The following is a 22,797-nucleotide window of genomic DNA, read 5'->3' on the forward strand; positions in this document are numbered from 1 at the left end:
ATGGATTCCAAGATCATGACCGCGCTTGCCGACCGCGTCCTCGAGCTCGGGCCCAGGCCCGCGCCGGACAGTCCATACAGGCACTTCCAGCTGACGCGCGATGAAGACGGCGTCGCCTGGCTGCTGTTCGACCGCGCCGATGCAAGCGCCAACACGCTATCTGCCGACGTGATGGAGGAGTTCGATGCGGTGCTTGCGGCGATCGAGACCGAGCGTCCGGCCGGCCTCGTGATCCGCTCCGCAAAGCCGTCGGGCTTCATCGCCGGCGCCGACGTCAACGAATTCCGTGGCGCGTCCGATCCCGAAATGGTGGAGACCCGTATCCGCGCCGCGCACGCCGTGGTCGACCATCTGGAAGCGCTCAAGCTGCCGACGGTCGCGGTCATCCATGGCTTCTGCCTCGGCGGCGGCCTCGAGGTTGCGCTCGCCTGCCAATCGCGCATCGCGATCGATGGCGCGCGCTTCGGCTTCCCCGAGGTGATGCTCGGCTTGCATCCCGGCCTCGGCGGCACCGCGCGTTTCACCGCGCTGGTCAATCCGACCCAGTCGATGGCGTTGATGCTGACCGGCCGCACCATCGATGCGCGCCGCGCCAAGGCGCTCGGCCTCGTCGATGCTGTTACCCAGGAACGCCATGTCCGGGGCGCGGTGAAGGATGCGATGTTCGGCCGCCTGAAGCGGGCGCGCCCGGGTCTCCTGACGCGCGGGGCGAACCTCGGTCCCGTGCGCGGGCTGCTGGCCAAGCGCATGCGCTCGGAGGCGGCGAAGGCCGCATCCCGCGAGCATTATCCCGCGCCCTATGCCCTGATCGACCTCTGGGAGAGCCATGGCGGCAGCAAGGCTGCGATGCTGAAGGCCGAGCAGGCGTCCTTCGCCAAGTTGATGGTGACGCCGACCGCGCAGAACCTGATCCGGGTGTTCTTCTTGCGCGAGCAGATGAAGAAGGCGGCAGGCTCCGGCAACGCGGTCAAGCATGTCCACGTCATCGGCGCCGGCGCCATGGGCGGCGACATCGCCGCCTGGTGTGCAGGGCAGGGGCTGCGCGTCTCGCTCGCCGACATGAAGGCCGACCCGATCGCGGGCGCGGTGAAGCGCGCCGCCGAGCTCTACGGCAAGATTATCCGCAAACCCACTGACGTGCGCGACGCCCTCGACCGCCTGATTCCGGACATGGACGGCGAGGGCGTCCGCAACGCCGACCTCATCATCGAGGCGGTGCCGGAAAAGCTCGAGCTGAAACAGAAGGTCTATGCCGGGCTCGAGCCGCGGATGAAGCCGGGCGCGATCCTTGCGACCAACACGTCGAGTATTCCGCTGCAGGACCTGCGCACGACCCTGACGCGACCGGAGCGGCTGGTCGGACTGCATTTCTTCAATCCGGTGTCGCGGCTGCAATTGGTCGAAGTCGTCAGTCACGACGGCAATGATGTGCAGGTGCTGAAGGACGCGCTCGCCTTCGTCGGCGCGATTGATCGCCTGCCGCTGTCCGTGAAGAGCTCGCCTGGCTTCCTCGTCAACCGCGCGCTGACGCCCTACATGCTGGAAGCCATGGTGATGCTGGACGAGAAAATCGACCAGCGCCTGATCGACGCCGCGGCCGAGCAGTTCGGCATGCCGATGGGGCCGATCGAGCTCGCCGATCAGGTCGGGCTCGACATCTGCCTCGATGTCGGTGACATGCTGCGCACCAAGTTCGGTGACCTGCTGCCTCCGACGCCGGCCTGGTTGCGCGACAAGGTCGCCAAGGGCGAGCTCGGCCGCAAGACCGGCAAGGGCTTCTACACCTGGAAGGATGGCAAGGTGGAGAAGGCGCCGCTGCCCGAGACCGGCCCGCGCGTCACTGACCAGATGATCGACCGCCTGGTGCTGCCGATGTCCAATGTCTGCGTTGCCTGCTTGCGCGAAGGCATCGTGGACGACGCCGATGCGGTCGACGGCGCCATGATCTTCGGGACCGGCTATGCACCGTTCCGTGGTGGTCCGCTGAACTATGCACGCACGCGCGGCGCGGAAAACATTGTATCCACCCTGCGTGCGCTGGCAGAGAGATTCGGCGAGCGCTTCGCGCCCGATCCGGGCTGGGACAATTTCAAGTGAGCAATCTCGAGTGAGAGAGGGATGAACGAGCAAACCAATACCGGACCGAGCGGGGATCTCTGCATCCGTACGCTGGCAATGCCCGCCGACACCAATGCGAATGGCGACATCTTTGGCGGCTGGCTGCTGAGCCAGATGGATGTCGGCGGCGGCGTGTTTGCGTCGAAGGTCGCGAAGTCGCGCACCGTGACGGTCGCGATCGAGGCGATGAATTTTCGCAAGGCGGTCTATGTCGGCGATCTCGTGTCGGTCTACGCCAATCTCGTGCGCGTGGGCCGCACGTCGCTCACCGTGCATCTGGAGGCATGGGCGCTGCGTCGCGGGGAGGAGCATCCGTTTCTCGTCACCGACGGCAACTTCACTTACGTCTCAATCGACGAGCACGGCCGCCCGCAAGCGGTTCGTTCGTCGACAATGATTGCGACGTAATCGCGCGCCACGCCCTGTCTCATCTCACGAATGCGTGGCGGGCGCCGCCAAACGCGGCGCGAGTAAGTCATCTTCGTCGCCGCTTCGCCAAGAACCAGTCATAAAACGGATGAGGTCCCGGCGTACTCAATTGCGTGTCGATTCGGGGTGGAAACGGCCTCAAATGCCTGGGGAACCTTTAGGCAGGAGCACCGTTATTTGCCCGCACTGAGGAATCCACGGACCATGCCGGACAGCTACATCATCGAAGTCGATTCGCAGACCGCAGGTATCGTTGTTCGTTCTTCTGGAGGCTACTGCTTCTTCGCCTCGTCCCACCGATTCAACCGTCTCGAAGGCCAGCTCTTCCGCAACGCCCGCGAAGCCGAGCGTGCTGCGCGCAGGCTGGTGAATGGCGAGGTGAAGGAGGCGGCGTAACGCCTGCTGGTCCTTCCGGAGCACGCGACGCGCGAGCTATGGTGTGCAATTGCGCACCTGAGAAGCTATCCACTGCAGAAATTGCCGACCAACAGATCCCGGGTCCGCGCCTTTCGGCGCGTCCCGGAATGAGGCTGTCGATCACAACTTCGTCGCGGCCCGCGACAAGAGCTTCCACTCGTCGCCCTGTTTCTGCCAGTTCATCAGGATGTGAAGATTGGTCGATACTTTTTTCCCATCGGCGGCCATTTCCTGTTCCCCCAGCCAGTGGAAGCGCACGATCGCGGCGGGACCGACGACCTTGATGGTCGGGTCCTTGTACTCGATCGACAGGAATTTCGATTTGCCGTCGGTGGCATTGGCGATGAAAGTCGCCTTGTCCTCGACCTTGCCGCTGGAATGACTGTAGCTCAGATCGTCCCAGCACAGAGCCCCAAGCGCCTTCGGGTCGGCCGCGATCTGGGCGAGGCGGAAGGCCTCAACCTTCTTCGCCACCGCTTCCTCGTCTGCTGAGGCCGCCAGCGCCGGTGTCGTGAATGCGAGTGCGGAGACGGCCAGAGTCGAGAGAGCCAGATCGCGTCGGTTGATCGTCATCGTTTCCTCCTTTTTGATCTTGCGCCGAGTGTTGCAGCCGCGCGCGGCTTTGTCGAGTGTCGCGTGGATGCGTCATTGCGCGGTCGAGGCTGTATTGATACGTCTTTCGCATCGATGCGTCGCGCATTTGGGAAAGTACGGAAATGATCGAGGCCAAACACGATGCGATGGGCAAGGCGTTGCTGTTCGACATCGACGGCACGCTCGCCGACACCGACCCGTTGCACCTGAAGGCCTTCAACCAGGTGCTCGGTCCGCATGGCCATGTCTTCGACCACGCGCGCTTCTCCCGGGAGCTGCAAGGCTTCGCCAATGTCGCGATCGGCGAGCGCTTTCTGTCCCACGAGGCGCCGGAACGGCGCGCCCTGATCCTCGACGAGAAGGAGGAAGTCTTTCGCACGCTGGTGGCCGGGCAGATCAGGCCGCTGCCGGGTCTGATGGCGCTGCTCGACCGAGCCGACAGCGCCGGCATCCCCATGGTCGCCGTGACCAATGCACCGCGTCTCAACGCCGAGCTGCTGCTCTCCGGCCTCGGCATCACGCATCGCTTCAAAGCGCTCGTGATCGGCGCCGAGCTGCCGCACGGCAAGCCTCATCCGCTGCCCTATCAGGAAGGGCTGCGGTTTGTCGGCGCGAGGCCGCAGACCTCGATCGCATTCGAGGACTCCCGCACGGGTGTGCAGTCCGCCACCGCAGCCGGAATTCCGACCATCGGCATCCGGACCAGTCTCAGCCATGCTGACCTGGTTGCGTCGGGCGCGGTCGCCTCCGCCAGCGCCTTCGACGATCCGGGCCTGATCGCACGTCTTGCGAGCGTCATGGCTTGGTAGGGAAATGACGTGGCGAGGACCCTTCGTCCATTAACCGTGATCGGCGCGCGCATTGACCGAACGCGCGACCCGCCGCACCATGCATCATTCTGATTTGAGGCCGTTACCGTGACCGGACTGACCCATCGCCAAGCCGAGATCCTCAACATCGCGCGAGCCTCCGGCCGTGTCATGGTCGAGGAGCTCGCGCGCCGTTTCGAGGTGTCCGCGCAGACCATCCGCAAGGATCTCAATGACCTCTGCGAGCGGCGTTCGCTGACCCGCATCCATGGCGGGGCCATCATCGCCTCCGGCGTCGAGAACCTCGCCTATGAGGCGCGCCGTTTCGTCGCCGCGGACGAGAAGAAGGCCATCGGGGCCGCCGCCGCATCGCTGATCCCGAACGGCTGCTCGCTCTTCATCAATATTGGCACCACGACGGAGGAGGTCGCGAGCGCGTTGACCTCGCACGAGGATCTGCTCGTCATCACCAACAATCTCAACGTCGCGATGCTGCTCTACCGTCATCCCCGCATCGAGGTCGTGGTCGCCGGCGGCACGGTTCGACGCGCCGACGGCGCCGTCGTGGGCTCGACCGCGACGCAGTTGATCGGCCAGTTCAAGGTGGACTATGCCATCATCGGCGCGTCCGCGATCGATGAAGAGGGCGCGCTGCTCGACTTCGACTATCGCGAGGTGCAGGTGGCGCAGGCGATCATCGCCAATGCCCGCAGCGTCATGCTGGTCGCCGATTCCACCAAGCTGCGTCGCAGCGCGCCGGTGCGCATCGCGCACATCACCCAGATCCAGACCTTCGTCACCGACCAGGAGCTGCCCGAACGCCTCGCCACCATCTGCCACAGCAAAGGCATCGAGGTGGTTGAAGCGCTGCCGAAGGGCGCGGATATCGACGATGCGCCGGCCGAGGTGCAGGATGCGGCACCGGAAGCAGCGCCGGTGGTGCGGCTGAGATAGCGGCTAAGCGTCGTCCCACGGGTTGAGCAGCGCGACGCCGAAGGCCGCAAAATCCTTCACGTTGCGTGTGACGAGCGTGAGATCGTTGACGAGCGCAGTCGCCGCAAAGAAGCCATCCATGACGGACAACGCGACGCCGCTCCTATGGCTCTGTGCCATGAGGTCACCCCAGCGCTCGGCCACCGCGTGATCGATCGGCAGGACGCGTCCGGCAAACCGTGCCGGCAGATCGTGGGCAAGCCAGGCGGCCAGCGCGGTGCGCCGGCGCCCGTCCTCCAGCAAGGCGACGCCGCGGCGAAGCTCGGCAATCGATGCAACGCAGATGAACGCACGGTCCTCATCGATCGTATCCAGCCACGCCAGGACGTTCGGCGAAGGCGTGGACCGCTGAACTTCCGACAGCACGTTGGTGTCGAGCAGAAGATTCACTGCATCTCGTCGCGTGGCGTGTCGTGCATGCGCTCAAGTTCAACGTCGGCACCACGCAGCGGTGAGGCCAGCAGGAATTCCGCGAGCGTGCCCTTGCGCGCGGTCTTGCGGGCCCATTCCTCGGCGGAAACGACGACTGCGCTGGGCTTGCCGTGTCGGGTGATGATCTGCGGGCCGTTTTCGGCACGGTCGATCACCTCCGACAGTCGCGCCTTGGCGTTGGCGAGCGTCCAAGTGTCATCAGGAAGCGCGTCCGGTGCAGTGTTTCGATCGGCCATGCAAGTTGGAAACCAATATGACTAATGTGACTATAATTCTGGATGCTGTATCATTCAAGGGCCCGCTGCTCCTCGGATGGTCGTCGATGCTGCTCATTCCCGCGGCCCTTTGCCCCTCAAAAAGTTCCTCTTTCACTTCCTTTCGCCTCTCTTTCATCTTGCTTTCGTTTTTTGGTGTGATCTAATCAAAAACGAAAGTAACCGCTCGAAGGAACGGGCGGTCGTCGGGGGATGCGTCTGTTGGAGCGTATTTTCGACCTCGCCATCATCGGAGGCGGTGTTAACGGCTGCGGCATCGCGCGCGACGCGGTGGGCCGCGGCAACAGCGTTTTCCTGTGCGAAATGAACGATCTGGCGAGCGGGACGTCGTCCTGGTCGACCAAGCTGGTGCACGGCGGCCTGCGCTATCTCGAATATTACGAGTTTCGCCTGGTCCGCGAGGCGCTGATCGAGCGCGAGATCCTCTGGGGCATCGCGCCCCATATCATCCGCCCCTTGCGTTTCGTTCTGCCGCATCATGCCGGCCTGCGCCCCGCCTGGCTGCTGCGCCTCGGCCTCTTCCTCTATGACCACATTGGCGGCCGCCATCTGTTGCCGGCCACGCGATCGGTCGATCTTGCGCGTGACGAGGTCGGAAAGCCGCTGATCCCGAATCGCTACAGCCGCGCCTTCGAATATTCCGACTGTTTCGTCGACGACGCCCGCCTCGTCGTGCTCAACGCGCGCGATGCCGCCGACAAGGGCGCCGAGATTCGCACTCGCACCCGTGCCACCGAGATCCGCCAGTCAGGCGGCCTCTGGACCGTCGGCATGATCGACACGTTGACCGGTGAGCGCTCGCAGATCCAGGCCCGGGCGCTGGTCAATGCCGGCGGCCCCTGGGTCGAGGACGTGCTCGGCCGCGGTGCCGGCGTCAATGCGAAGGCCAAGGTGCGCCTGGTGCAGGGCTCGCACATCGTGGTCAGGAAGCTCTACGACCACGACCGCGCCTACATGTTCCAGAACGCGGACGGCCGCATCATCTTCGTGATTCCGTATCAGGACGATTTCACGCTGATCGGCACCACCGACCGCGACTATGACGGCGATCCCGCCAAGGTGAAGGCGACGGCCGAGGAGATCCAGTATCTCTGCGCGGCGGCAAGCGAATATCTGGCCAAGCCGGTGACGCCGCAGGACGTGGTCTGGACCTATTCCGGCGTGCGCCCGCTCTACGACGACGGCGCCAGCGAAGCCAAGGCCGCGACACGCGATTACGTGTTCGAGCTTGATACGCCCGGCGGGGTGCCGCTGCTGTCGATCTATGGCGGCAAGATCACCACCTATCGCCGCCTCGCCGAAGAGGCGCTGGAGCGCCTCGCGCCCTATCTGCGCAGCGCAAAGGCGCGTGAGGGTTGGACCGGCAAATGGCCGCTGCCCGGCGGAGACATGAACGTGTCCGACATTGACGGGCTGATTGCCGAGCTCCAGCGCGGCTATCCCTTCCTCAGTCACGAGCATGCGCGGCGCCTCGCGCGCGCCTATGGCACGAGGGCCATCAAGCTGCTCGGCGATGCCAAATCGGCCGCCGATCTCGGCCAGCCCTTCGGTGCGACGCTGACCGAACGCGAGGTCCGGTACCTCATCGCCAACGAATGGGCCGTGACCGCCGAAGACGTCGTCTGGCGCCGTTCCAAACTCGGCCTGCGACTGTCTGCCGACGAGATCGCCGTGCTCGACGACTGGATCCGAACCCACGCCGTGGCGCAAAGTCCCCTGCTGGAAGCGGGAGGACGCTCATGACCGTGACACTCGATCACGTGACCCGGACCGTCGATGGCGTCGCGCACATCCGCGACGTCTCGCTGACGCTGGAGAGCGGAACTCTCAACGTGCTGCTCGGGCCCACGCTGTCGGGCAAGACCTCGATCATGCGGTTGCTCGCCGGCCTCGACAAGCCGACCACGGGCAAGGTGGTGGTGAACGGCAAGGACGTCACCGGCGCCGACGTGCGCCAGCGTTCGGTCGCGATGGTCTACCAGCAGTTCATCAACTATCCCTCGCTGACGGTCTATGAGAACATCGCTTCGCCCCTGCGCGTGCAGGGCAAGCCGCGCGACGAGATCGAGGCGCGCGTGGCCGAGGCCGCAAAGCTGCTGCGGCTCGAGCCGTTCCTGAAGCGCACGCCGCTCCAGCTCTCCGGCGGCCAGCAGCAGCGCACCGCGATCGCACGCGCGCTGGTCAAGGGGGCCGATCTCGTGCTGCTCGACGAGCCGCTCGCCAATCTCGACTACAAGCTCCGCGAGGAACTGCGCGCCGAACTGCCGCGTATTTTCGAGGCCTCGGGCGCGATCTTCGTCTATGCCACCACCGAGCCGACCGAGGCGCTGCTGCTCGGCGGCAACACGGTGTGCATGTGGGAAGGGCAGGCGCTGCAGATGGGCGAGACCACCAATGTCTATCGCCGGCCGCAGACGCTCCGCGTCGCCCAGGTATTCTCCGATCCGCCGCTCAACCTCGTCGGCATCGAGAAGAAGAATGGCTCCGTGCAATATGCCGGCGGCACGGCTTCGCCGGCCTCCGGCCTGTATTCGTCGCTGGCCGACGGCGCCTACCGCGTCGGCTTCCGCGCGCATCAGCTTGCGCTTGCCAATGGCGAGGCCGACCGCCACGCCTTCCACGCCACTGTCACGGTGACCGAGATCACCGGTTCGGAGAGTTTCGTGCATCTGACCCGCGACGGATCGAACTGGGTGGCGGTGCTGCACGGCGTGCACGAATTCGAGCCCGGCCAGATGCTCGATGCCGTGCTCGATCCGAATGACGTCTTCGTGTTCGATGCTGCCGACCGTTTGGTCGCGGCACCGGGCTCTTAAAGAGGGAGGTGCGCCATGGCCCGCATTGACCTCGTCGATCTCGCCCATTCCTACGGCGGCAATGATGCGCCGCAGGAGAGCTTTGCGCTGAAGCCGGTGACCATGACCTGGCGGCAGGGGGGAGCCTATGCGCTGCTCGGCCCAAGCGGCTGCGGCAAGACCACGCTGCTCAACGTCATCTCCGGCATCATCACGCCCTCGCGCGGGAAAATCCTGTTCGACGGCAAGGACATCACACCGCTGTCAACCCAGAAGCGCAACATCGCCCAGGTGTTCCAGTTTCCGGTGATCTACGACACCATGACGGTCGGACAGAACCTGGCGTTTCCGCTGAAGAACCGCGGCGTGGCGAAGGCCGAGATCGACAAGCGCGTCGCCGAGATCGGCCGTCTGCTCGATCTCGAGCCCTATCTGAACCGCAAGGCGACGCGGCTCACCGCCGACGCCAAGCAGAAGATCTCGCTCGGCCGCGGCCTGGTCCGTTCCGACGTCGCCGCCGTGCTGTTCGACGAGCCGCTGACGGTGATTGACCCCGAGCTGAAATGGCAGCTCCGATCGAAGCTGAAGGCGTTGCATCGCGAGCTCGATCTCACGATGATCTACGTCACCCACGACCAGACCGAGGCGCTGACCTTCGCCGACACCGTCGTCGTCATGCATGACGGCCGCGTGGTGCAGAGCGGCACCCCGGCCGAGCTGTTCGACAAGCCCGCGCACACTTTCGTCGGTTATTTCATCGGCTCCCCCGGCATGAACATCCTGCCGGCCGAGGGGAGGGGGCGTGAGGCGCGCATTGGCGGCCATGTCATCGCGCTCAACCGCGCTTACGACAATCTGCCTGCCGGCGCGAAGATCGAGATCGGCGTCCGTCCCGAATTCGTCGAGATCGTGGCGCCTGCGCCGGGCCTGCTCACCGCGAGGATCGAGCGCATCGACGATCTCGGCCGCATCCGCTTTGCGCGGACGCGCCTCGGTGATGCCAAGCTCGCGGCGCGCGCGCCGGCGGGCTTCACGTCATCCGACGGCGACGCCGGGCTGAAATTCGATCCGTCGCACGTCCACGTCTATGCCGACAGCCTTCTGGTGGAGGGAGCCGCCTGATGGACAAGACCGTCAACCAAAAAGCCTGGTTCCTGGTGCTGCCGGTGTTCCTGGTGGTCGCCTTCTCTGCGGTGCTACCGCTGATGACGGTGGTGAACTATTCGATGCAGGACACCTTCGGCAACAACCAGTTCTTCTGGAACGGCGTCGGCTGGTTCAAGGAGCTGCTCGATCCCTCGACCGATCTCGGCGGCCGCTTCCTCGCCTCGCTCGGTCGCAACCTGTTCTTCTCGCTGGTGATCCTCGCGATCGAGGTGCCGCTCGGCATCGTGGTCGCGTTGTCGATGCCGCGCCAGGGCTGGACCGTGGCGGCCTGCCTCGTCATCCTCGCGCTGCCGCTGCTGATTCCGTGGAACGTGGTCGGCACCATCTGGCAGATCTTCGGACGGCCGGACATCGGCCTGCTCGGCTATGTGCTGAACGCCGCCGGCTTGGACTACAATTACGTCTCCAACGACATCGATGCCTGGGTCACCGTCATCGTGATGGACGTCTGGCACTGGACCAGCCTCGTCGCGCTATTGTGCTACGCCGGCCTGAAGTCGATCCCCGAAGCCTATTACCAGGCCGCGCAGATCGACGGCGCCTCGCGCTGGGCCGTGTTCAAGGCGATCCAGCTGCCGAAGATGAACCGCGTGCTCCTGATCGCGGTGCTGCTGCGCTTCATGGACAGCTTCATGATCTACACCGAGCCGTTCGTCGTCACCGGCGGTGGACCCGGCAATTCCACCACCTTCGTGTCGATCGAGCTGGTCAAGATCGCGCTCGGCCAGTTCGACCTCGGCAAGGCCGCGGCGCTATCGCTGGTCTACAACCTCATCATCCTGATCGTCTGCTGGATCTTCTACACCGTCATGACCAATGCGGGCACCGAGCGGAAGCCGCAGGAAGGAGCCGCGTGATGCATTCGATTCCCGGCCGCCGGCTCATCATGGGGCTGTTCCTGATCTTCCTGCTGCTGCCGATCTACTGGCTCGTCAACATGAGCTTCAAGACCAACAGCGAGATCGTCTCGACGATGACGCTGTGGCCGCACACGCCGACGCTGCAGCATTACAAGCGCATCTTCACCGACGAGAGCTGGTATTCCGGCTACATCAATTCTCTGGAATACGTCGTCCTCAACACCATCATCTCGATCTCGGTCGCCCTGCCTGCGGCCTATGCGTTCTCGCGCTACCGCTTCCTCGGCGACAAGCACCTGTTCTTCTGGCTGCTGTCGAACCGCATGGCGCCGGCCGCGGTCTACGCGCTGCCGTTCTTCAACCTCTATTCGGCGATAGGCCTGTTCGATACGCCCTGGGGGGTGGCGCTCGCGCACTGCATCTTCAACGTACCGCTGGCGGTCTGGATCCTCGAAGGCTTCGTCTCCGGCGTGCCGCGCGAGATCGACGAGACCGCTTTCCTCGACGGCTATTCGTTTCCGCGCTTCTTCATCAAGATCCTGGTGCCGCTGATCGCGAGTGGGATCGGCGTCGCCGCCTTCTTCTGCTTCATGTTCTCCTGGGTCGAGCTGTTGCTGGCGCGCACGCTGACCTCGGTGTCGGCCAAGCCGATCGCGGCGATCATGACCCGCACGGTGTCGGCCTCGGGCATGGACTGGGGCCTGCTCGCGGCCGCCGGCGTGCTCACCATCATCCCGGGCGCGCTCGTGATCTGGTTCGTCCGCAACTACATCGCGAGCGGTTTCGCGCTCGGTCGCGTCTAGGGAGGCATCAATGGAATCCATCGCATGGATGGCCTGGACGCTGCCGACGGCGATCTTCTTCGCCGCGCTCGCCTGCACGCTCGCGGTGATGACCTGGCTCGCAGCCGTTTATCCCGAAGCCGAGCGGGTCGGCGTGCTTCGCATTCCGACCACGCGCGGCGACCGCCTGTTCATTTCGCTGATATCAGCTGCGGTGATCCACCTGCTCTGGATCGGCTTGTTCGGTACCGACGCGATCGCAACGCTGCCGATCGGCGAGGAGGGCGTCGAGATCTCGCGCCTGTGGCTCGCAAGTGGAATTTCGCTGGTGACGGCCGTGCTCATTTTCCGCACGGTCTGAAGCTTGCGAAGGGACGGCCAGATCCGGGGGGAAACCCGGGCCTGTATAAAAGTTTGTCGCTGCAACGGAGGAACAACATGCGACAGTTTAGGAGAAGGAAAGGTCCATTGACCAAGAGCAATTTTCTGACCATGTCCAGCGCCGCCGCCATCATGGCGGTGTCGTTCGCTGTCTCGGCGCCGGTCCGCGCCGCCGACGACGCCGTGATCCAGAAGTGGATCGCGGAATTCCAGCCTTCGACGCTGTCGAAGGAAGACCAGAAGAAGGAGCTGGAGTGGTTCGCCAAGGCCGCCGAGCCGTTCAAGGGCATGGAGATCAACGTCGTCTCCGAGACCATCACCACCCACGAATATGAATCGCAGACGCTGGCCAAGGCGTTCTCCGAGCTCACCGGCATCAAGCTCAAGCACGACCTCATCCAGGAAGGTGACGTCGTCGAGAAGCTGCAGACCCAGATGCAGTCCGGCAAGAACGTCTATGACGGCTGGATCAACGATTCCGACCTGATCGGCACGCACTTCCGCTACGGCCAGACGGTCGTGCTGTCGGATTACATGGCGGGCGAGGGCAAGGACGTCACCGATCCCATGCTCGACGTCAACGACTTCATCGGCAAGTCGTTCACGACCGGTCCGGACGGCAAGCTCTATCAGCTGCCCGACCAGCAGTTCGCCAACCTCTATTGGTTCCGCTACGACTGGTTCACCAACCCCGACTACAAGGCCAAGTTCAAGGCCAAATACGGCTACGAGCTCGGCGTGCCCGTGAACTGGTCCGCCTATGAGGACATCGCCGAGTTCTTCACCAACGACATCAAGGAGATCAACGGCGTCAAGGTCTACGGCCATATGGACTATGGCAAGAAGGACCCCTCGCTCGGATGGCGCTTCACCGACGCCTGGCTCTCGATGGCCGGCAACGGTGACAAGGGCATTCCGAACGGTCTGCCGGTCGACGAATGGGGCATCCGCATGGAAGGTTGCCGCCCGGTCGGCTCCTCGGTGGAACGTGGTGGCGACACCAACGGTCCGGCCGCGGTCTACTCGATCACCAAATACCTGGAGTGGCTGAAGAAGTATGCGCCGCCGCAGGCCCAGGGCATGACGTTCTCTGAAGCGGGCCCGGTGCCTGCCCAGGGCAACATCGCCCAGCAGATGTTCTGGTACACCGCCTTCACCGCCGACATGGTGAAGCCGGGCATCGCCGTGATGAACGCGGACGGTACGCCGAAATGGCGTATGGCTCCGTCGCCGCACGGCGCGTACTGGAAGGAAGGCATGAAGCTCGGCTACCAGGACGCCGGCTCCGTGACGCTGTTGAAGTCGACCCCGGCGGATCGCCGCAAGGCGGCTTGGCTCTATCTCCAGTTCATCATCTCCAAGTCGGTGAGCCTGAAGAAGAGCCATGTCGGTCTCACCTTCATCCGTGAATCCGACATCTGGGACAAGTCGTTCACCGAGCGTGCGCCGAAGCTCGGCGGCCTGATCGAGTTCTACCGCTCGCCCGCGCGCGTGCAGTGGACCCCGACCGGCAACAACGTGCCCGACTATCCGAAGCTCGCGCAGCTGTGGTGGCAGAACATCGGCGATGCGTCGTCCGGTGCGAAGACGCCGCAACAGGCGATGGACGCGCTTGCCGCGGCCCAGGACTCGGTGATGGAGCGCCTGGAGAAGTCCGGCGTGCAGGGCGCCTGCGGTCCGAAGCTGCACAAGAAGGAGAAGCCGGAGTACTGGTTCGCGAAGGCCGAGAAGGACGGCACCATCGCGCCCCAGCGCAAGCTCGCCAACGAGAAGCCGAAGGGCGAGACGGTCGACTACGACACCCTGATCAAGTCGTGGCCGGCGACTCCCCCGAAGCGCGCGGAAGCGAAGTAAGGACCGCGTAACGTCGTCAAAATGCGAAAGGCCGGGAGTGATCCCGGCCTTTTACTTTTGCGCCTGTGGGCGCTGTCTCCCCACGTCATTGCGAGCGCAGCGAAGCAATCCAGAGTCGTTCCGCGGATGTAGTCTGGATTGCTTCGTCGCAAGGGCTCCTCGCAATGACGGAGGATAGAGCGACGACGCGCCGCTACTCCGCCGGCTCGGCTGCCAGCGTCGGATAATCCGTGTAGCCCTTGGCGTCGCCGCCGTAGAACGTATTCTTGTCCCAGTCGTTCAGCGCTGCGCCGGTCTTCAGCCGCTCGACGAGGTCGGGATTGGAGATGAACGGCTTGCCGAAGGCGATGAGATCGGCCGCGTTGGCGTCCAGCACCTTGGTGGCGAGGTCGAAATCGTAGCCGTTGTTGGCGACGTAGGCGCCGGAGAAGCGCTTGCGCAAGGACGCATAATCGAACGGAGCGATGTCGCGCGGCCCGCCGGTGGCGCCTTCGACCACGTGGAGATAAACCAGCTTGAGCGCACTGAGGCCGTCGACGATGTGGTCGTACAGGGCCTGCGGGTTGGAATCCGAGATGTCGTTGGCAGGCGTCACCGGCGAGATGCGGATGCCGGTCCGCTCGGCCCCGGCCTCGGCGGCAACGGCCTTGGAGCCCTCCAGCATCAGCTTCGCACGGTTCTCGATCGAGCCGCCATAGGCGTCGGTGCGCTTGTTGGCACCGTCCTTGGCAAACTGCTCGAGCAGATAGCCGTTGGCACCGTGGATCTCGACGCCGTCGAAGCCGGCTTCCAACGCATTCTTGGTGGCACGCTTGAAATCGTCGATGATCCCTGGAATCTCGGAAAGCTCGAGCGCGCGCGGCTCGGAGACGTCGGCGAAGCCGCCGTTGACGAAGGTCTTGCCCTTGGCGCGGATTGCGCTCGGCGCCACCGGGGCCGCTCCGTTCGCCTGCAGATCGACATGCGAGATGCGGCCGACATGCCAGAGCTGGATGAAGATCTTGCCGCCGCGCTCATGGACCTTGTCGGTGACCTTGCGCCAGCCGGCGACCTGGTCCTTCGAGTAGATGCCGGGGGTGTCCTGATAGCCCTGGCCCTGTTGCGAGACCTGGCTCGCTTCGGTGATCAGGAGGCCTGCGGAGGCGCGCTGGCCGTAATAGTCGGCGGCGAGCGCGCCGGGTACGAAGGTGCCGGGAACGGCGCGGTTGCGCGTCAGCGGCGCCATGACGAGGCGGTTGGCCAGCGTGATCGGGCCGAGCTTGTAGGTCTCAAACAATTTGGTCGAACGGCTCATGGGGATGTTCCAAACGGTGAAAGGTCAGGAAACACTTGTGCATCGCGACATCGAGCGCAAGAGACGAGCCATACGGAAATGCAGGCGAGCTACGCGGCAAGTCGCGCGTAGCATAATTCATGTGCAATTTCGGCCGTGACAGTGGATTTCGACTGTCACGGCCGTGCGATTTTGTAAATCAGTTCACGCCCATGAAATCGCGCTTGCCGATCTCGACGCCGTTGTGGCGCAGGATGCCGTGGGCAGTGGCGCAGTGGAAATAGAAGTTCGGCAGCGAGAACGCACTCAGGAATTGCTGGCCCTTCAGGGTCGTGGTCTTGTCGGGCCCACTCGGGAACGTGACGTCCTTGGTGTCGGCGCCCTCGAACTGCTCGGGCTTGAACGACTTCACGTAGTCGATGGTTCTGGCCAGACGCTGCTTCAGCTCTTCGAAAGTCTTTTCCGTGTCGGGATTGGAGGGCACCTCGCTGTGCGTGAGGCGCGCGCAGCCTTTGGTCGCGAAATCGCTGACGAGCTGGATCTGCCGCGACAGCGGCAGCATGTCCGGGAAGAGGCGGGAGCCGAGCAGCACGCTCGGGTCGATCTTCTTGGCCGCGCAATGCGCCTCGGCCTTGGTAAGCAGGCCAACCATGCTGTTCAGCATTTGCAAGTAGGCGGGGACGACGGCGTCGTAGAAGGACATGTGATGCTCGCTTGTGAATGGAGAAAATCTCAGGAAAAAACCTGAGCCACTCAAATGGGAGGCTCATGAAAAAATACAATCGCGCAAAGCGGCTTGTGCGATGCGAAAATTCTACGGTGCCCCACCTACGGTGTCATCGTCCGCGTAGGCGGGCGATCCAGTACTCCGAGGCAGTAGTGATCGAGCCGATAGGCCGCGGCGTACTGGATTCCCGCCTTCGCGGGGAATGACTACGGAAAGACTATTACCGCACCACTCCCGCCGGCTGGGCCTGCGCCGTGCCGCCACGCATGCGCGCGAGCAGCTCGGCGGTCGGCCAGGAATCGGCAGGCAGGCCGAACTTGATCTGCATCGCCTTCACCGCAGTCCGGCTCTGCTGGCCCAGCACGCCGTCGATCTTGCCGACATTGAAGCCGGCGCGCACCAGGAGCTGCTGTAATTCCTTCAGCTCGTTGAACGGCAGCTGCGGTACCGGTTGGGCCGGCTTGCGCATGGGCGCCGCGCCCGCAATCCGCGAGGCGAGATAGCCCGCCGTGGTCGAGTAGATCAGCGAGTTGTTCCACTCGGTGTAGGCCGCGAAATTCGCATAGGCGATGAAGGCCGGCCCAAAGCGCCCCATCGGCAGCAGCACGGAGGCCGGCAGATTGTCGTTTGGTAGCGGCCGTCCGTCGGGGTAGGTCACCCCTAGCTGCGCCCATGTCGAGCGCGGCTCGCGCACTGTGAGATCGGTCTTCTCCCACGGCAGGTTCGGCGGCACCTTGATCTCCTCCAGCCACGGCTCGCCGCGCCGCCACTTCAATCCGTTGGCGATGTAGTTTGCGGTCGAGCCGATCACGTCGGCTGGTGAGCGCAACAGGTCGCGCCGTCCGTCGCCGTCGTAATCGACGGCGTAGTTGACGTAATGCACAGGCAGGAATTGCGTCTGCCCGAGCTCGCCAGCCCAGGAGCCGATCATCTCGTCGGGATAGAGATCGCCGCGGTCGATAATCTTCAGTGCGGCGATGGTCTCGTTCACGAACATCTCCGAGCGGCGGCAATCATAGGCCAGCGACACCAGCGACTTCAGTGTCGGCAGATTGCCCATGTTGGCGCCGAAGTCGCTCTCCAGTCCCCAGAACGCGGCGATCACCGCCGGCGGCACGCCATATTCCTTCTCGGCGCGCGCGAACGCCGCCGCATATTGCTTGATGTGCTGCTGGCCGTTCTGCATGCGATAGGGCGCGGCCATGCGGCCGGCGAATTCGGTGAAGAGTTGGCCAAACACGCGTTGGCCGCGGTCGCGGTTGACGATGCCCTGGTCGTAGACGAGATAGGGCGAAGCCTCCGCGATCGCCCGCTGCGACACGCCGGCCGCCACCGCCTGTTGCTTCACGTCGGCGAGGAAGCGATCGAAGCTCGCGCCATTGTGGCACGCGGCGGCGCGCGGCGTGGGCGTGGTGGCCTTTGGGGCCGCAGGCCTGGCGGGAGGCGGCGCGAACTGGGCGGAGGCGGGCTGGACGAGGGCAAGAAGTGTGGCGGCCGCGATCGCAAATCGGGTCAGGAGCATGAGGTTTCCGCGGGGGGAGGAGACGCTGGGGATTCCCGCTAAGTTTAGTGGAATGATCGATCTCAAACCATCCCCTCGTCATTCCGGGGCGATGCGCAGCATCGAACCCGGAATCTCGAGATTCCGGGTTCACCCTTCGGGCGCCCGGGAATGACGGTGCTTGACCGCGGCTCCGCGACGCACCTTGAAACCTTGCATCCGGGCCGGGGTCATCCCTACCTCATGTCTGCCGGCCTGCTGGCGCCTTCAGCCTGCCGCAGCCGGCCCAGGAGACGGCCATGAACTATCTTCGTACCGCAATCCTGCTCGCAGGCCTCACCGCCCTGTTCATGGGCGTCGGCTATCTGATCGGCGGTGCTTCCGGCGCCATGATCGCGCTCGTCATTGCCGCCGCGACCAATCTTTTCACCTACTGGAACTCCGACCGCATGGTGCTCTCGATGTACGGCGCCCATGAGGTCGACCGTTCGACCGCGCCGGAGCTGGTCGGGCTGGTCGCCGAGCTTGCAGGCCGTGCGGGCCTGCCGATGCCGCGCGTGTTCCTGATGGACGAGCCGCAGCCGAACGCGTTCGCGACCGGACGAAACCCGCAAAATGCCGCGGTCGCCGTCACCACCGGCCTGATGCGCCAGCTCAGCCGCGAGGAGCTCGCCGGCGTGATCGCGCATGAGCTTGCCCATATCAAGAATCACGACACGCTGCTGATGACGATCACTGCGACCATCGCGGGCGCGATCTCGATGCTGGCGCAGTTCGGCATGTTCTTCGGCGGCAATCGCGAGAACAACAATGGTCTCGGCATCGTCGGCTCGATCCTGATGATGATCCTCGCTCCGCTCGGCGCCATGCTGGTGCAGATGGCGATCAGCCGCACCCGCGAATATGCCGCGGACAATCTCGGTGCCCGCATCGCGGGACAACCGATGTGGCTGGCCTCCGCGCTGGTGAAGATCGAGGGTGCCGCGCATCAGGTCCCGAACTACGAGGCCGAGCGAAACCCCGCGACCGCGCACATGTTCATCATCAATCCGCTGTCCGGTCATGGCGTGGACAATCTGTTCGCGACCCATCCCTCGACGCAGAACCGCATCGCGGCGCTCCGAGAGCTCGCCACCGAGCTCGGCGCGCGGGTCGCACCATCGGTCGGCGCCAATGAGAACTATCCGCCGGCGAGCCCGTGGGGACGCTCGTCGCGTGGTCCTTCGCCTGGTCCCTGGGGTTGACGGTACCCGTCGGAGATTTGCGTCCGGCTTTGTGACCTGGCGCACACAGGATCGACGGCGCCGGTGTTAACACCCGGCCAGACACTTCCTTCGAAAGGGGATGCGTGGCCGGCCAAATGCCGGCCGCCGTCGAAGATGACCAGAACTGCTGTACCATTGCTGATCGTCCTGTGCGTGCTCGTCGGCCTGTCCACGCACATGGTCGTCAATTGCGGTGACGAGGACGATCCCGATATCTGCTCGGCCGTGATCGGTTTCTCGCCCCTGCGCGGCTCGCTGATCGCATTTGCTTATGAGGGACGCGGGCGGATCGCGCTGCGTCATGGCGACTTCAAGCGGGCGATCGCCGATTTCGACGAGGCCATTCACCTCAATCCGAACCGTGCGGCGCTCTATCGCGATCGCGCGCTCGCACGCCGTCAGAACGGCGACCTCGAGCTCGCCATTGCCGATTACGACGAGGCGATCGCGCATGATCCGAAGCTCGCTGCGCCCTATCACCAGCGCGGTCTCGCGCTCGCCGCCGCTGGCGATATCGATCGCGCCATCCTGAGCTACAACACCGCGGTCCGCCTCGATCCCAGGGATGCCGAGGCCCGTCTCGACCGAGGCCTTGCCTTCCTCGCCCGTGGCCAGGCCGACGATGCGCGCGCCGATTTCGAGGCGGCGCTGGCGCTGTCTGCCGGCAAGGACAGCCGCGCCCGCGAAGCTGCGCGCGCCAAGCTCGCCGAGCTCGCGAGTGCAGAGCCGACGCAGGCGTCAGTGCCGCGAAGGTGAGGGCGACCCGCCTTACTTCGCCTTTTTCGCTTTCGCCTTCTTGCCCTTGGCGGCCTTCTTCGCCGGCTTCTCGTCCTTCGCCTTCTTCTCGACCTTCACCGCGATCGGCGTGCTGGCGGCAATCCGCATGGACCGCGCGTAGCTGTCGGCGACGTTGTCGGCGGACATTTGGAGGCGCTTGGCGGCGGCTGTGGCCTGCTCCAGGGTGGCCTTGGCCATCATCTTGAAGCGGTCGGCGGTCTCCTTGCTCTTGGCCTTGGCCGCGAGGCCGTTGAAGCGATCCCGCCGCTCCTTGGCGCGGGTCATCAGGCCCGTATGCAGCTGTCTGGCCAGTTGCCGGATCACGACATCCAGGTCGGCGTCCGCCATGTCAGTCTATCCCCTTCGAAAAACGGTATCGATGCGGGCGGGACTATGCAGATCGAGCCCCGTCTTGGCAATTCCCGCCGGGGCGTCATCCGCAGCTTCTGGCCCGCACAACAAGAAAAAGCCGCGCATGTCGCGCGGCTCTTTGGAACGTTGGGGCGAGGGCTTATTTCAGCGAGGCAACCGGGCCGCTCGACGCCGCTGGCTCGGGGTCGAATCCGAACACGCCGACCAGATATTTGTAATAGTCCGGCATCTTCTCCTTGAGCGCCTCACGCGACTTCGGGTCGTGGAATTCGCTCTTGCCGGAGAGGAAGATGCTGGCGGTCACGGCGAAGAACTCCATCGGGTTCTTCAGCGCGTAGGATTCCTTGGGCAGCTGATCCTTGGACTTGGCCAGGGCGTAGTAGGCGATCACGCCCTTGTTGGCGTAGCCGTCCGGCAGCAGCCGCGCATGATAGGCATGGAGGAGCTCGTGCAGCAGCACGGCCTCCTTCTCGTAGCGCATCATGTCGGGGCGCAGCATGATCACGCCGAGCCCCGAATCGACCGCGAGGTCGACGGCGTTCGGATTGGTCCAGCGCTGCTTGTCCGGGTCCCACACCGTCAGCGTCCGCGGGGCAGTGCGGCGAATGTCCGGCGTGACCCGGCCATAGCATGCGGTCGCGGCGCCTTCGTCCAGGCAGGCCAGCTCGCTGGCGACGATCGGTACGGTATGGAAGAAGCGCAGCACGCGCGGCGAGAGGCCGGCGCCTTCGACGAGATCGATCTGCTGCTTCAGATTGTCGGTCAGCTTGTCGACGTCCTTGCGGTCGGAATTCTCCGACAGGTCGAACATGTAGCCGCGGTAGCTCTGGAAGCCCGGCGGCAGCGGCTGCGCTGCGTCGGCGTCGAGCGATCCGGCTTGGGACGGACTGGCGAAGAGCGCGCCGACGATGGTTGCGGTCAGCAGCAACGCAATGCGCATGATGAACCCCCTGATGTCACTTCGCCCGGCAGGATAGGCCACCGTTGTTTGCGAAAAGTGAGTGGGGCAAGACTAAGGCACCGATGTTGAGGCGTGCTTAACCGCTGGTTGCAGATCGCTGCAATGGATTAGTGCGGGGTTAACCAAGCATGGATCGGCGGCGCACTTCGGCGTAACATCCACTCCGGGCCCAAGGCCCGGCAATCCAGACAGCCGGAAGGGAGGATGCCATGTATGCCGCCATCCGTCAGGCCAAGGCGAAAAGCGGGAGCGCGGAGGAACTGGCGCGCCGCATCAAGGACGGCGCCGTTCCGATCATCAGCGACGTGGACGGTTTCCGCGCCTATTACGTCGTCTATGCCGGCGACGACACGGTCACCGCGATCTCGATCTTCGACAAGTTCGAGCAGGCCGAGGAAGCGAACAAGCGCGCCATCGCCTGGATCGAGCAGGATCTCGGCCCGCTGCTCGCCGGGCACGCGAGCGCCGCGGCCGGGCCCGTGATCGTGCATACGTTGGCGTAGCGGCGGGGGATTGCCTTCGCCTCTCCCCGCGCGCGGGGAGAGGAAGAACATGCCCCTCACAACTCCCGTGCATTCGAGAATGCGAAGCTCGACACCCTGCGCGTCGTCTCGTCCAGGATCAGCGTGCGCGTGATCGGCGGCTCGGCGCGCTGGGCGCAGTTTTCGCGCTCGCAGAGGCGGCAATTGACGCCGATCGGCGTGCCTTCGGTCTTCTCCAGATCCATGCCGGCGGCGTAAGTCAGGCGCGCGGCGTGGCGGATTTCGCAGCCGAGGCCGATGGCAAAGCGCGGTTGCGGCAGCGGGTGCGGCGCGATAGGGCGGCGCACCATCTGCGCGATCGAGAAATAGCGCGTGCCGTCCGACAGCTCGATCACCTGCTTGAGCAGGCGATCCGGCGTGTCGAAGGTCGAATGCACGTTCCACAACGGACATGTGCCGCCGAATTTCGAGAACGGGAAGGTGCCGGAGGAGAAGCGCTTCGACACGTTGCCGGCATTGTCGACGCGCAAGAGGAAGAACGGAATGCCGCGCGCGTTCGGCCGCTGCAGCGTGGTGAGGCGGTGGCAGACCTGCTCGAAGCCGGAGTTGAAGCGCTGCGCCAGCACGTGAATGTCGTAATTCAGCGCTTCAGCGGCGGCGAGGAAGGCCGCATAGGGCATCAGCACGGCGGCCGCAAAGTAGTTGCCGAGCGTGATGCGGAACAGCCGGCGCGGCGCGTCGTCGAGCGGGCCTGCGCGGCCGATGATGGTCTCCAGAGCCTGCGCGCATTCCCCCAGGCCCAGCTGGAAGGCGAGCTGGAAGGCACGGCCGGGCGGGTCGACCAGTTCGGAGATCAAGAGCTGGCGGCGATGACGGTCGAAACGCCGCAGCGTCTCGCGCATCACGTCCACGGGCATGATGCGGGTCTGGATCGAATGCTTTTCGCGCAGCCGTGCGGCAAGGGCGGCATAGAGCCCTTCGGCAGGCACGTCCAGCTCGTCGCGGAGCGTTTCCGCGGCCTGCTCGAGCTCCGGAAAATAGTTGCGGTTGGCCTCGATCAGCTCGCGCACGCGCTCGACCGGATTGGCTTCAAAGCGCGTGCCGACGTCGCGGTCGGCCATCTGCGCCGCCGCCAGCGTCTCGCCCTGCCGGGCCTCGGTATAGGCCGCGTAGAGCCGCTGCAGCGCATGGGTGACGCCGGGGCAGAGCTCGGCGAGGTCGCGCAGCTCCTGCTTGGGAACATCAATCTGGCGGAACAGGGGATCGGAGAAGATCTCGTTCAGCTCGGCGAAGAATCGATCCTCGTCGGCGGTGGCGAGGTCGCGCAAATCGAGGTCATAGGTCTCGGCCAGCCGCAGCAGGATCTGCGCGGTCACCGGGCGCTGGTTGCGCTCGATCAGGTTGACATAGCTTGGCGAGATCCCGAGCCCCTCGGCGATCTGGGTCTGAGACAGCCCCAATTGCTGCCGGATCCTCCGGAAGCGCGGGCCGACGAACAGTTTCTTGCCGGACTCGGCGGCCATGGCTTCAGAT

The 22,797-nt window shown here is 64.5% G+C and carries 24 protein-coding genes; 15 read left to right on the plus strand and 9 right to left on the minus strand.

Features of this window, described 5'->3' with window-relative positions; translation table 11 throughout:
- The 3 genes from X268_RS05935 to X268_RS05945 all read left to right on the plus strand — a co-directional run bounded on the left by X268_RS05935 (window position 1) and on the right by X268_RS05945 (window position 2,943).
- Window positions 1–2,097: a 3-hydroxyacyl-CoA dehydrogenase NAD-binding domain-containing protein gene (locus X268_RS05935; protein WP_164937561.1), complete on the plus strand. Its 2,097-nt coding sequence runs from the start codon at window positions 1–3 to the stop codon at window positions 2,095–2,097.
- A gap of 21 nt (window positions 2,098–2,118) precedes the next feature.
- Window positions 2,119–2,526, plus strand: coding sequence for an acyl-CoA thioesterase (locus X268_RS05940; protein WP_128924064.1), 408 nt, complete (start codon window positions 2,119–2,121; stop codon window positions 2,524–2,526).
- 225 nt (window positions 2,527–2,751) lie between these two features.
- On the plus strand, window positions 2,752–2,943 hold the full coding sequence (locus tag X268_RS05945) for a hypothetical protein (RefSeq protein WP_128924065.1): 192 nt from the start codon (window positions 2,752–2,754) through the stop codon (window positions 2,941–2,943).
- A 141-nt stretch (window positions 2,944–3,084) separates the two neighbouring features.
- Here the strand turns inward: X268_RS05945 and X268_RS05950 are convergent, their stop codons facing one another.
- Window positions 3,085–3,537, minus strand: coding sequence for a nuclear transport factor 2 family protein (locus tag X268_RS05950; protein WP_128924066.1), 453 nt, complete (start codon window positions 3,535–3,537; stop codon window positions 3,085–3,087).
- Window positions 3,538–3,680: 143 nt separating this feature from the next.
- Between X268_RS05950 and X268_RS05955 the strand changes: the two genes are divergently transcribed.
- On the plus strand, window positions 3,681–4,367 hold the full coding sequence (locus X268_RS05955) for an HAD family hydrolase (protein WP_128924067.1): 687 nt from the start codon (window positions 3,681–3,683) through the stop codon (window positions 4,365–4,367).
- Window positions 4,368–4,475: 108 nt separating this feature from the next.
- Window positions 4,476–5,321 carry a DeoR/GlpR family DNA-binding transcription regulator gene (locus X268_RS05960; protein WP_128924068.1) on the plus strand — a complete coding sequence of 282 codons (846 nt, stop codon included), beginning with the start codon at window positions 4,476–4,478 and terminating at the stop codon, window positions 5,319–5,321.
- Window positions 5,322–5,324: 3 nt separating this feature from the next.
- On the opposite strand, the gene X268_RS05965 is transcribed toward X268_RS05960, so the two are convergent.
- On the minus strand, window positions 5,325–5,750 hold the full coding sequence (locus X268_RS05965) for a type II toxin-antitoxin system VapC family toxin (RefSeq protein ID WP_128924069.1): 426 nt from the start codon (window positions 5,748–5,750) through the stop codon (window positions 5,325–5,327).
- A complete protein-coding gene (locus X268_RS05970; RefSeq protein WP_128924070.1) occupies window positions 5,747–6,028 on the minus strand; it encodes a type II toxin-antitoxin system Phd/YefM family antitoxin in 282 nt (93 codons plus the stop codon). Before X268_RS05970 ends, X268_RS05965 begins: the two co-directional genes overlap by 4 nt.
- 231 nt (window positions 6,029–6,259) lie before the next feature.
- Here X268_RS05970 and glpD point away from each other — a divergent pair, with 231 nt between their 5' ends.
- The 7 genes from glpD (at window position 6,260) to X268_RS06005 (ending at window position 13,906) form a co-directional block, all read left to right on the plus strand.
- Window positions 6,260–7,810 carry a glycerol-3-phosphate dehydrogenase gene (glpD, locus tag X268_RS05975; protein WP_128924071.1) on the plus strand — a complete coding sequence of 517 codons (1,551 nt, stop codon included), beginning with the start codon at window positions 6,260–6,262 and terminating at the stop codon, window positions 7,808–7,810.
- Window positions 7,807–8,883, plus strand: coding sequence for an ABC transporter ATP-binding protein (locus X268_RS05980; RefSeq protein ID WP_128924072.1), 1,077 nt, complete (start codon window positions 7,807–7,809; stop codon window positions 8,881–8,883). Before glpD ends, X268_RS05980 begins: the two co-directional genes overlap by 4 nt.
- 15 nt (window positions 8,884–8,898) lie before the next feature.
- Window positions 8,899–9,984, plus strand: a complete 1,086-nt coding sequence (locus tag X268_RS05985) for an ABC transporter ATP-binding protein (protein WP_128924073.1) — start codon at window positions 8,899–8,901, stop codon at window positions 9,982–9,984.
- Entirely contained in the window at window positions 9,984–10,886 is a 903-nt protein-coding gene (locus tag X268_RS05990; protein WP_128924074.1) for a carbohydrate ABC transporter permease, read from the plus strand. The genes X268_RS05985 and X268_RS05990 overlap by 1 nt, the downstream gene beginning before the upstream one ends.
- On the plus strand, window positions 10,886–11,692 hold the full coding sequence (locus X268_RS05995) for a carbohydrate ABC transporter permease (RefSeq protein ID WP_128924075.1): 807 nt from the start codon (window positions 10,886–10,888) through the stop codon (window positions 11,690–11,692). Before X268_RS05990 ends, X268_RS05995 begins: the two co-directional genes overlap by 1 nt.
- Before the next feature lie 10 nt (window positions 11,693–11,702).
- Window positions 11,703–12,032: a DUF2160 domain-containing protein gene (locus X268_RS06000; RefSeq protein ID WP_128924076.1), complete on the plus strand. Its 330-nt coding sequence runs from the start codon at window positions 11,703–11,705 to the stop codon at window positions 12,030–12,032.
- Between the two features lie 131 nt (window positions 12,033–12,163).
- Window positions 12,164–13,906: an ABC transporter substrate-binding protein gene (locus X268_RS06005; protein WP_164938096.1), complete on the plus strand. Its 1,743-nt coding sequence runs from the start codon at window positions 12,164–12,166 to the stop codon at window positions 13,904–13,906.
- A 193-nt stretch (window positions 13,907–14,099) separates the two neighbouring features.
- Here the strand turns inward: X268_RS06005 and X268_RS06010 are convergent, their stop codons facing one another.
- The 3 genes from X268_RS06010 to X268_RS06020 form a co-directional block, all read right to left on the minus strand.
- Window positions 14,100–15,200, minus strand: coding sequence for an alkene reductase (locus tag X268_RS06010; RefSeq protein WP_128924078.1), 1,101 nt, complete (start codon window positions 15,198–15,200; stop codon window positions 14,100–14,102).
- A gap of 178 nt (window positions 15,201–15,378) precedes the next feature.
- Complete coding sequence (locus X268_RS06015; protein WP_128924079.1) at window positions 15,379–15,882, minus strand: DUF1993 domain-containing protein; 504 nt, start codon at window positions 15,880–15,882, stop codon at window positions 15,379–15,381.
- 244 nt (window positions 15,883–16,126) lie between these two features.
- Window positions 16,127–17,428, minus strand: coding sequence for a lytic murein transglycosylase (locus X268_RS06020; protein ID WP_128924080.1), 1,302 nt, complete (start codon window positions 17,426–17,428; stop codon window positions 16,127–16,129).
- A gap of 278 nt (window positions 17,429–17,706) precedes the next feature.
- On the opposite strand from X268_RS06020, the gene htpX reads away from it, so the two are divergent.
- On the plus strand, window positions 17,707–18,651 hold the full coding sequence (gene htpX / locus X268_RS06025; protein WP_128924081.1) for a zinc metalloprotease HtpX: 945 nt from the start codon (window positions 17,707–17,709) through the stop codon (window positions 18,649–18,651).
- 135 nt (window positions 18,652–18,786) lie between these two features.
- The gene (locus X268_RS06030) at window positions 18,787–19,428 is read left to right on the plus strand and encodes a tetratricopeptide repeat protein (RefSeq protein ID WP_128924082.1); all 642 of its coding nucleotides are present in this window, start codon (window positions 18,787–18,789) and stop codon (window positions 19,426–19,428) included.
- Window positions 19,429–19,440: 12 nt separating this feature from the next.
- Here the strand turns inward: X268_RS06030 and X268_RS06035 are convergent, their stop codons facing one another.
- Complete coding sequence (locus X268_RS06035; RefSeq protein WP_128924083.1) at window positions 19,441–19,797, minus strand: hypothetical protein; 357 nt, start codon at window positions 19,795–19,797, stop codon at window positions 19,441–19,443.
- Window positions 19,798–19,960: 163 nt separating this feature from the next.
- Complete coding sequence (locus X268_RS06040; protein ID WP_164937562.1) at window positions 19,961–20,761, minus strand: zinc-dependent peptidase; 801 nt, start codon at window positions 20,759–20,761, stop codon at window positions 19,961–19,963.
- 230 nt (window positions 20,762–20,991) lie between these two features.
- Here X268_RS06040 and X268_RS39280 point away from each other — a divergent pair, with 230 nt between their 5' ends.
- Window positions 20,992–21,285: an antibiotic biosynthesis monooxygenase gene (locus X268_RS39280; RefSeq protein ID WP_164937563.1), complete on the plus strand. Its 294-nt coding sequence runs from the start codon at window positions 20,992–20,994 to the stop codon at window positions 21,283–21,285.
- A 56-nt stretch (window positions 21,286–21,341) separates the two neighbouring features.
- Here the strand turns inward: X268_RS39280 and X268_RS06050 are convergent, their stop codons facing one another.
- Entirely contained in the window at window positions 21,342–22,787 is a 1,446-nt protein-coding gene (locus tag X268_RS06050) for a helix-turn-helix domain-containing protein (RefSeq protein WP_128924085.1), read from the minus strand.
- Window positions 22,788–22,797 lie beyond the last annotated feature (10 nt).

It is taken from the genome of Bradyrhizobium guangxiense (assembly GCF_004114915.1).
Taxonomy (GTDB): domain Bacteria; phylum Pseudomonadota; class Alphaproteobacteria; order Rhizobiales; family Xanthobacteraceae; genus Bradyrhizobium; species Bradyrhizobium guangxiense.

Coding starts and splice junctions, on each gene's coding strand:
- X268_RS05990 (WP_128924074.1), top strand. CDS start 9,984: ATGGACAAGACCGTCAACCAAAAAGCCTGGTTCCTGGTGCTGCCGGTG.
- X268_RS06020 (WP_128924080.1), bottom strand. CDS start 17,428: ATGCTCCTGACCCGATTTGCGATCGCGGCCGCCACACTTCTTGCCCTC.
- X268_RS05935 (WP_164937561.1), top strand. CDS start 1: ATGGATTCCAAGATCATGACCGCGCTTGCCGACCGCGTCCTCGAGCTC.
- X268_RS06030 (WP_128924082.1), top strand. CDS start 18,787: ATGACCAGAACTGCTGTACCATTGCTGATCGTCCTGTGCGTGCTCGTC.
- X268_RS06000 (WP_128924076.1), top strand. CDS start 11,703: ATGGAATCCATCGCATGGATGGCCTGGACGCTGCCGACGGCGATCTTC.
- X268_RS06015 (WP_128924079.1), bottom strand. CDS start 15,882: ATGTCCTTCTACGACGCCGTCGTCCCCGCCTACTTGCAAATGCTGAAC.
- X268_RS06050 (WP_128924085.1), bottom strand. CDS start 22,787: ATGGCCGCCGAGTCCGGCAAGAAACTGTTCGTCGGCCCGCGCTTCCGG.
- X268_RS05980 (WP_128924072.1), top strand. CDS start 7,807: ATGACCGTGACACTCGATCACGTGACCCGGACCGTCGATGGCGTCGCG.
- X268_RS06035 (WP_128924083.1), bottom strand. CDS start 19,797: ATGGCGGACGCCGACCTGGATGTCGTGATCCGGCAACTGGCCAGACAG.
- X268_RS06005 (WP_164938096.1), top strand. CDS start 12,164: ATGTCCAGCGCCGCCGCCATCATGGCGGTGTCGTTCGCTGTCTCGGCG.
- X268_RS06040 (WP_164937562.1), bottom strand. CDS start 20,761: ATGCGCATTGCGTTGCTGCTGACCGCAACCATCGTCGGCGCGCTCTTC.
- X268_RS05955 (WP_128924067.1), top strand. CDS start 3,681: ATGATCGAGGCCAAACACGATGCGATGGGCAAGGCGTTGCTGTTCGAC.
- X268_RS05950 (WP_128924066.1), bottom strand. CDS start 3,537: ATGACGATCAACCGACGCGATCTGGCTCTCTCGACTCTGGCCGTCTCC.
- X268_RS06010 (WP_128924078.1), bottom strand. CDS start 15,200: ATGAGCCGTTCGACCAAATTGTTTGAGACCTACAAGCTCGGCCCGATC.
- X268_RS05940 (WP_128924064.1), top strand. CDS start 2,119: ATGAACGAGCAAACCAATACCGGACCGAGCGGGGATCTCTGCATCCGT.
- htpX (WP_128924081.1), top strand. CDS start 17,707: ATGAACTATCTTCGTACCGCAATCCTGCTCGCAGGCCTCACCGCCCTG.
- X268_RS05995 (WP_128924075.1), top strand. CDS start 10,886: ATGCATTCGATTCCCGGCCGCCGGCTCATCATGGGGCTGTTCCTGATC.
- X268_RS05985 (WP_128924073.1), top strand. CDS start 8,899: ATGGCCCGCATTGACCTCGTCGATCTCGCCCATTCCTACGGCGGCAAT.
- X268_RS05970 (WP_128924070.1), bottom strand. CDS start 6,028: ATGGCCGATCGAAACACTGCACCGGACGCGCTTCCTGATGACACTTGG.
- X268_RS39280 (WP_164937563.1), top strand. CDS start 20,992: ATGTATGCCGCCATCCGTCAGGCCAAGGCGAAAAGCGGGAGCGCGGAG.
- X268_RS05945 (WP_128924065.1), top strand. CDS start 2,752: ATGCCGGACAGCTACATCATCGAAGTCGATTCGCAGACCGCAGGTATC.
- glpD (WP_128924071.1), top strand. CDS start 6,260: ATGCGTCTGTTGGAGCGTATTTTCGACCTCGCCATCATCGGAGGCGGT.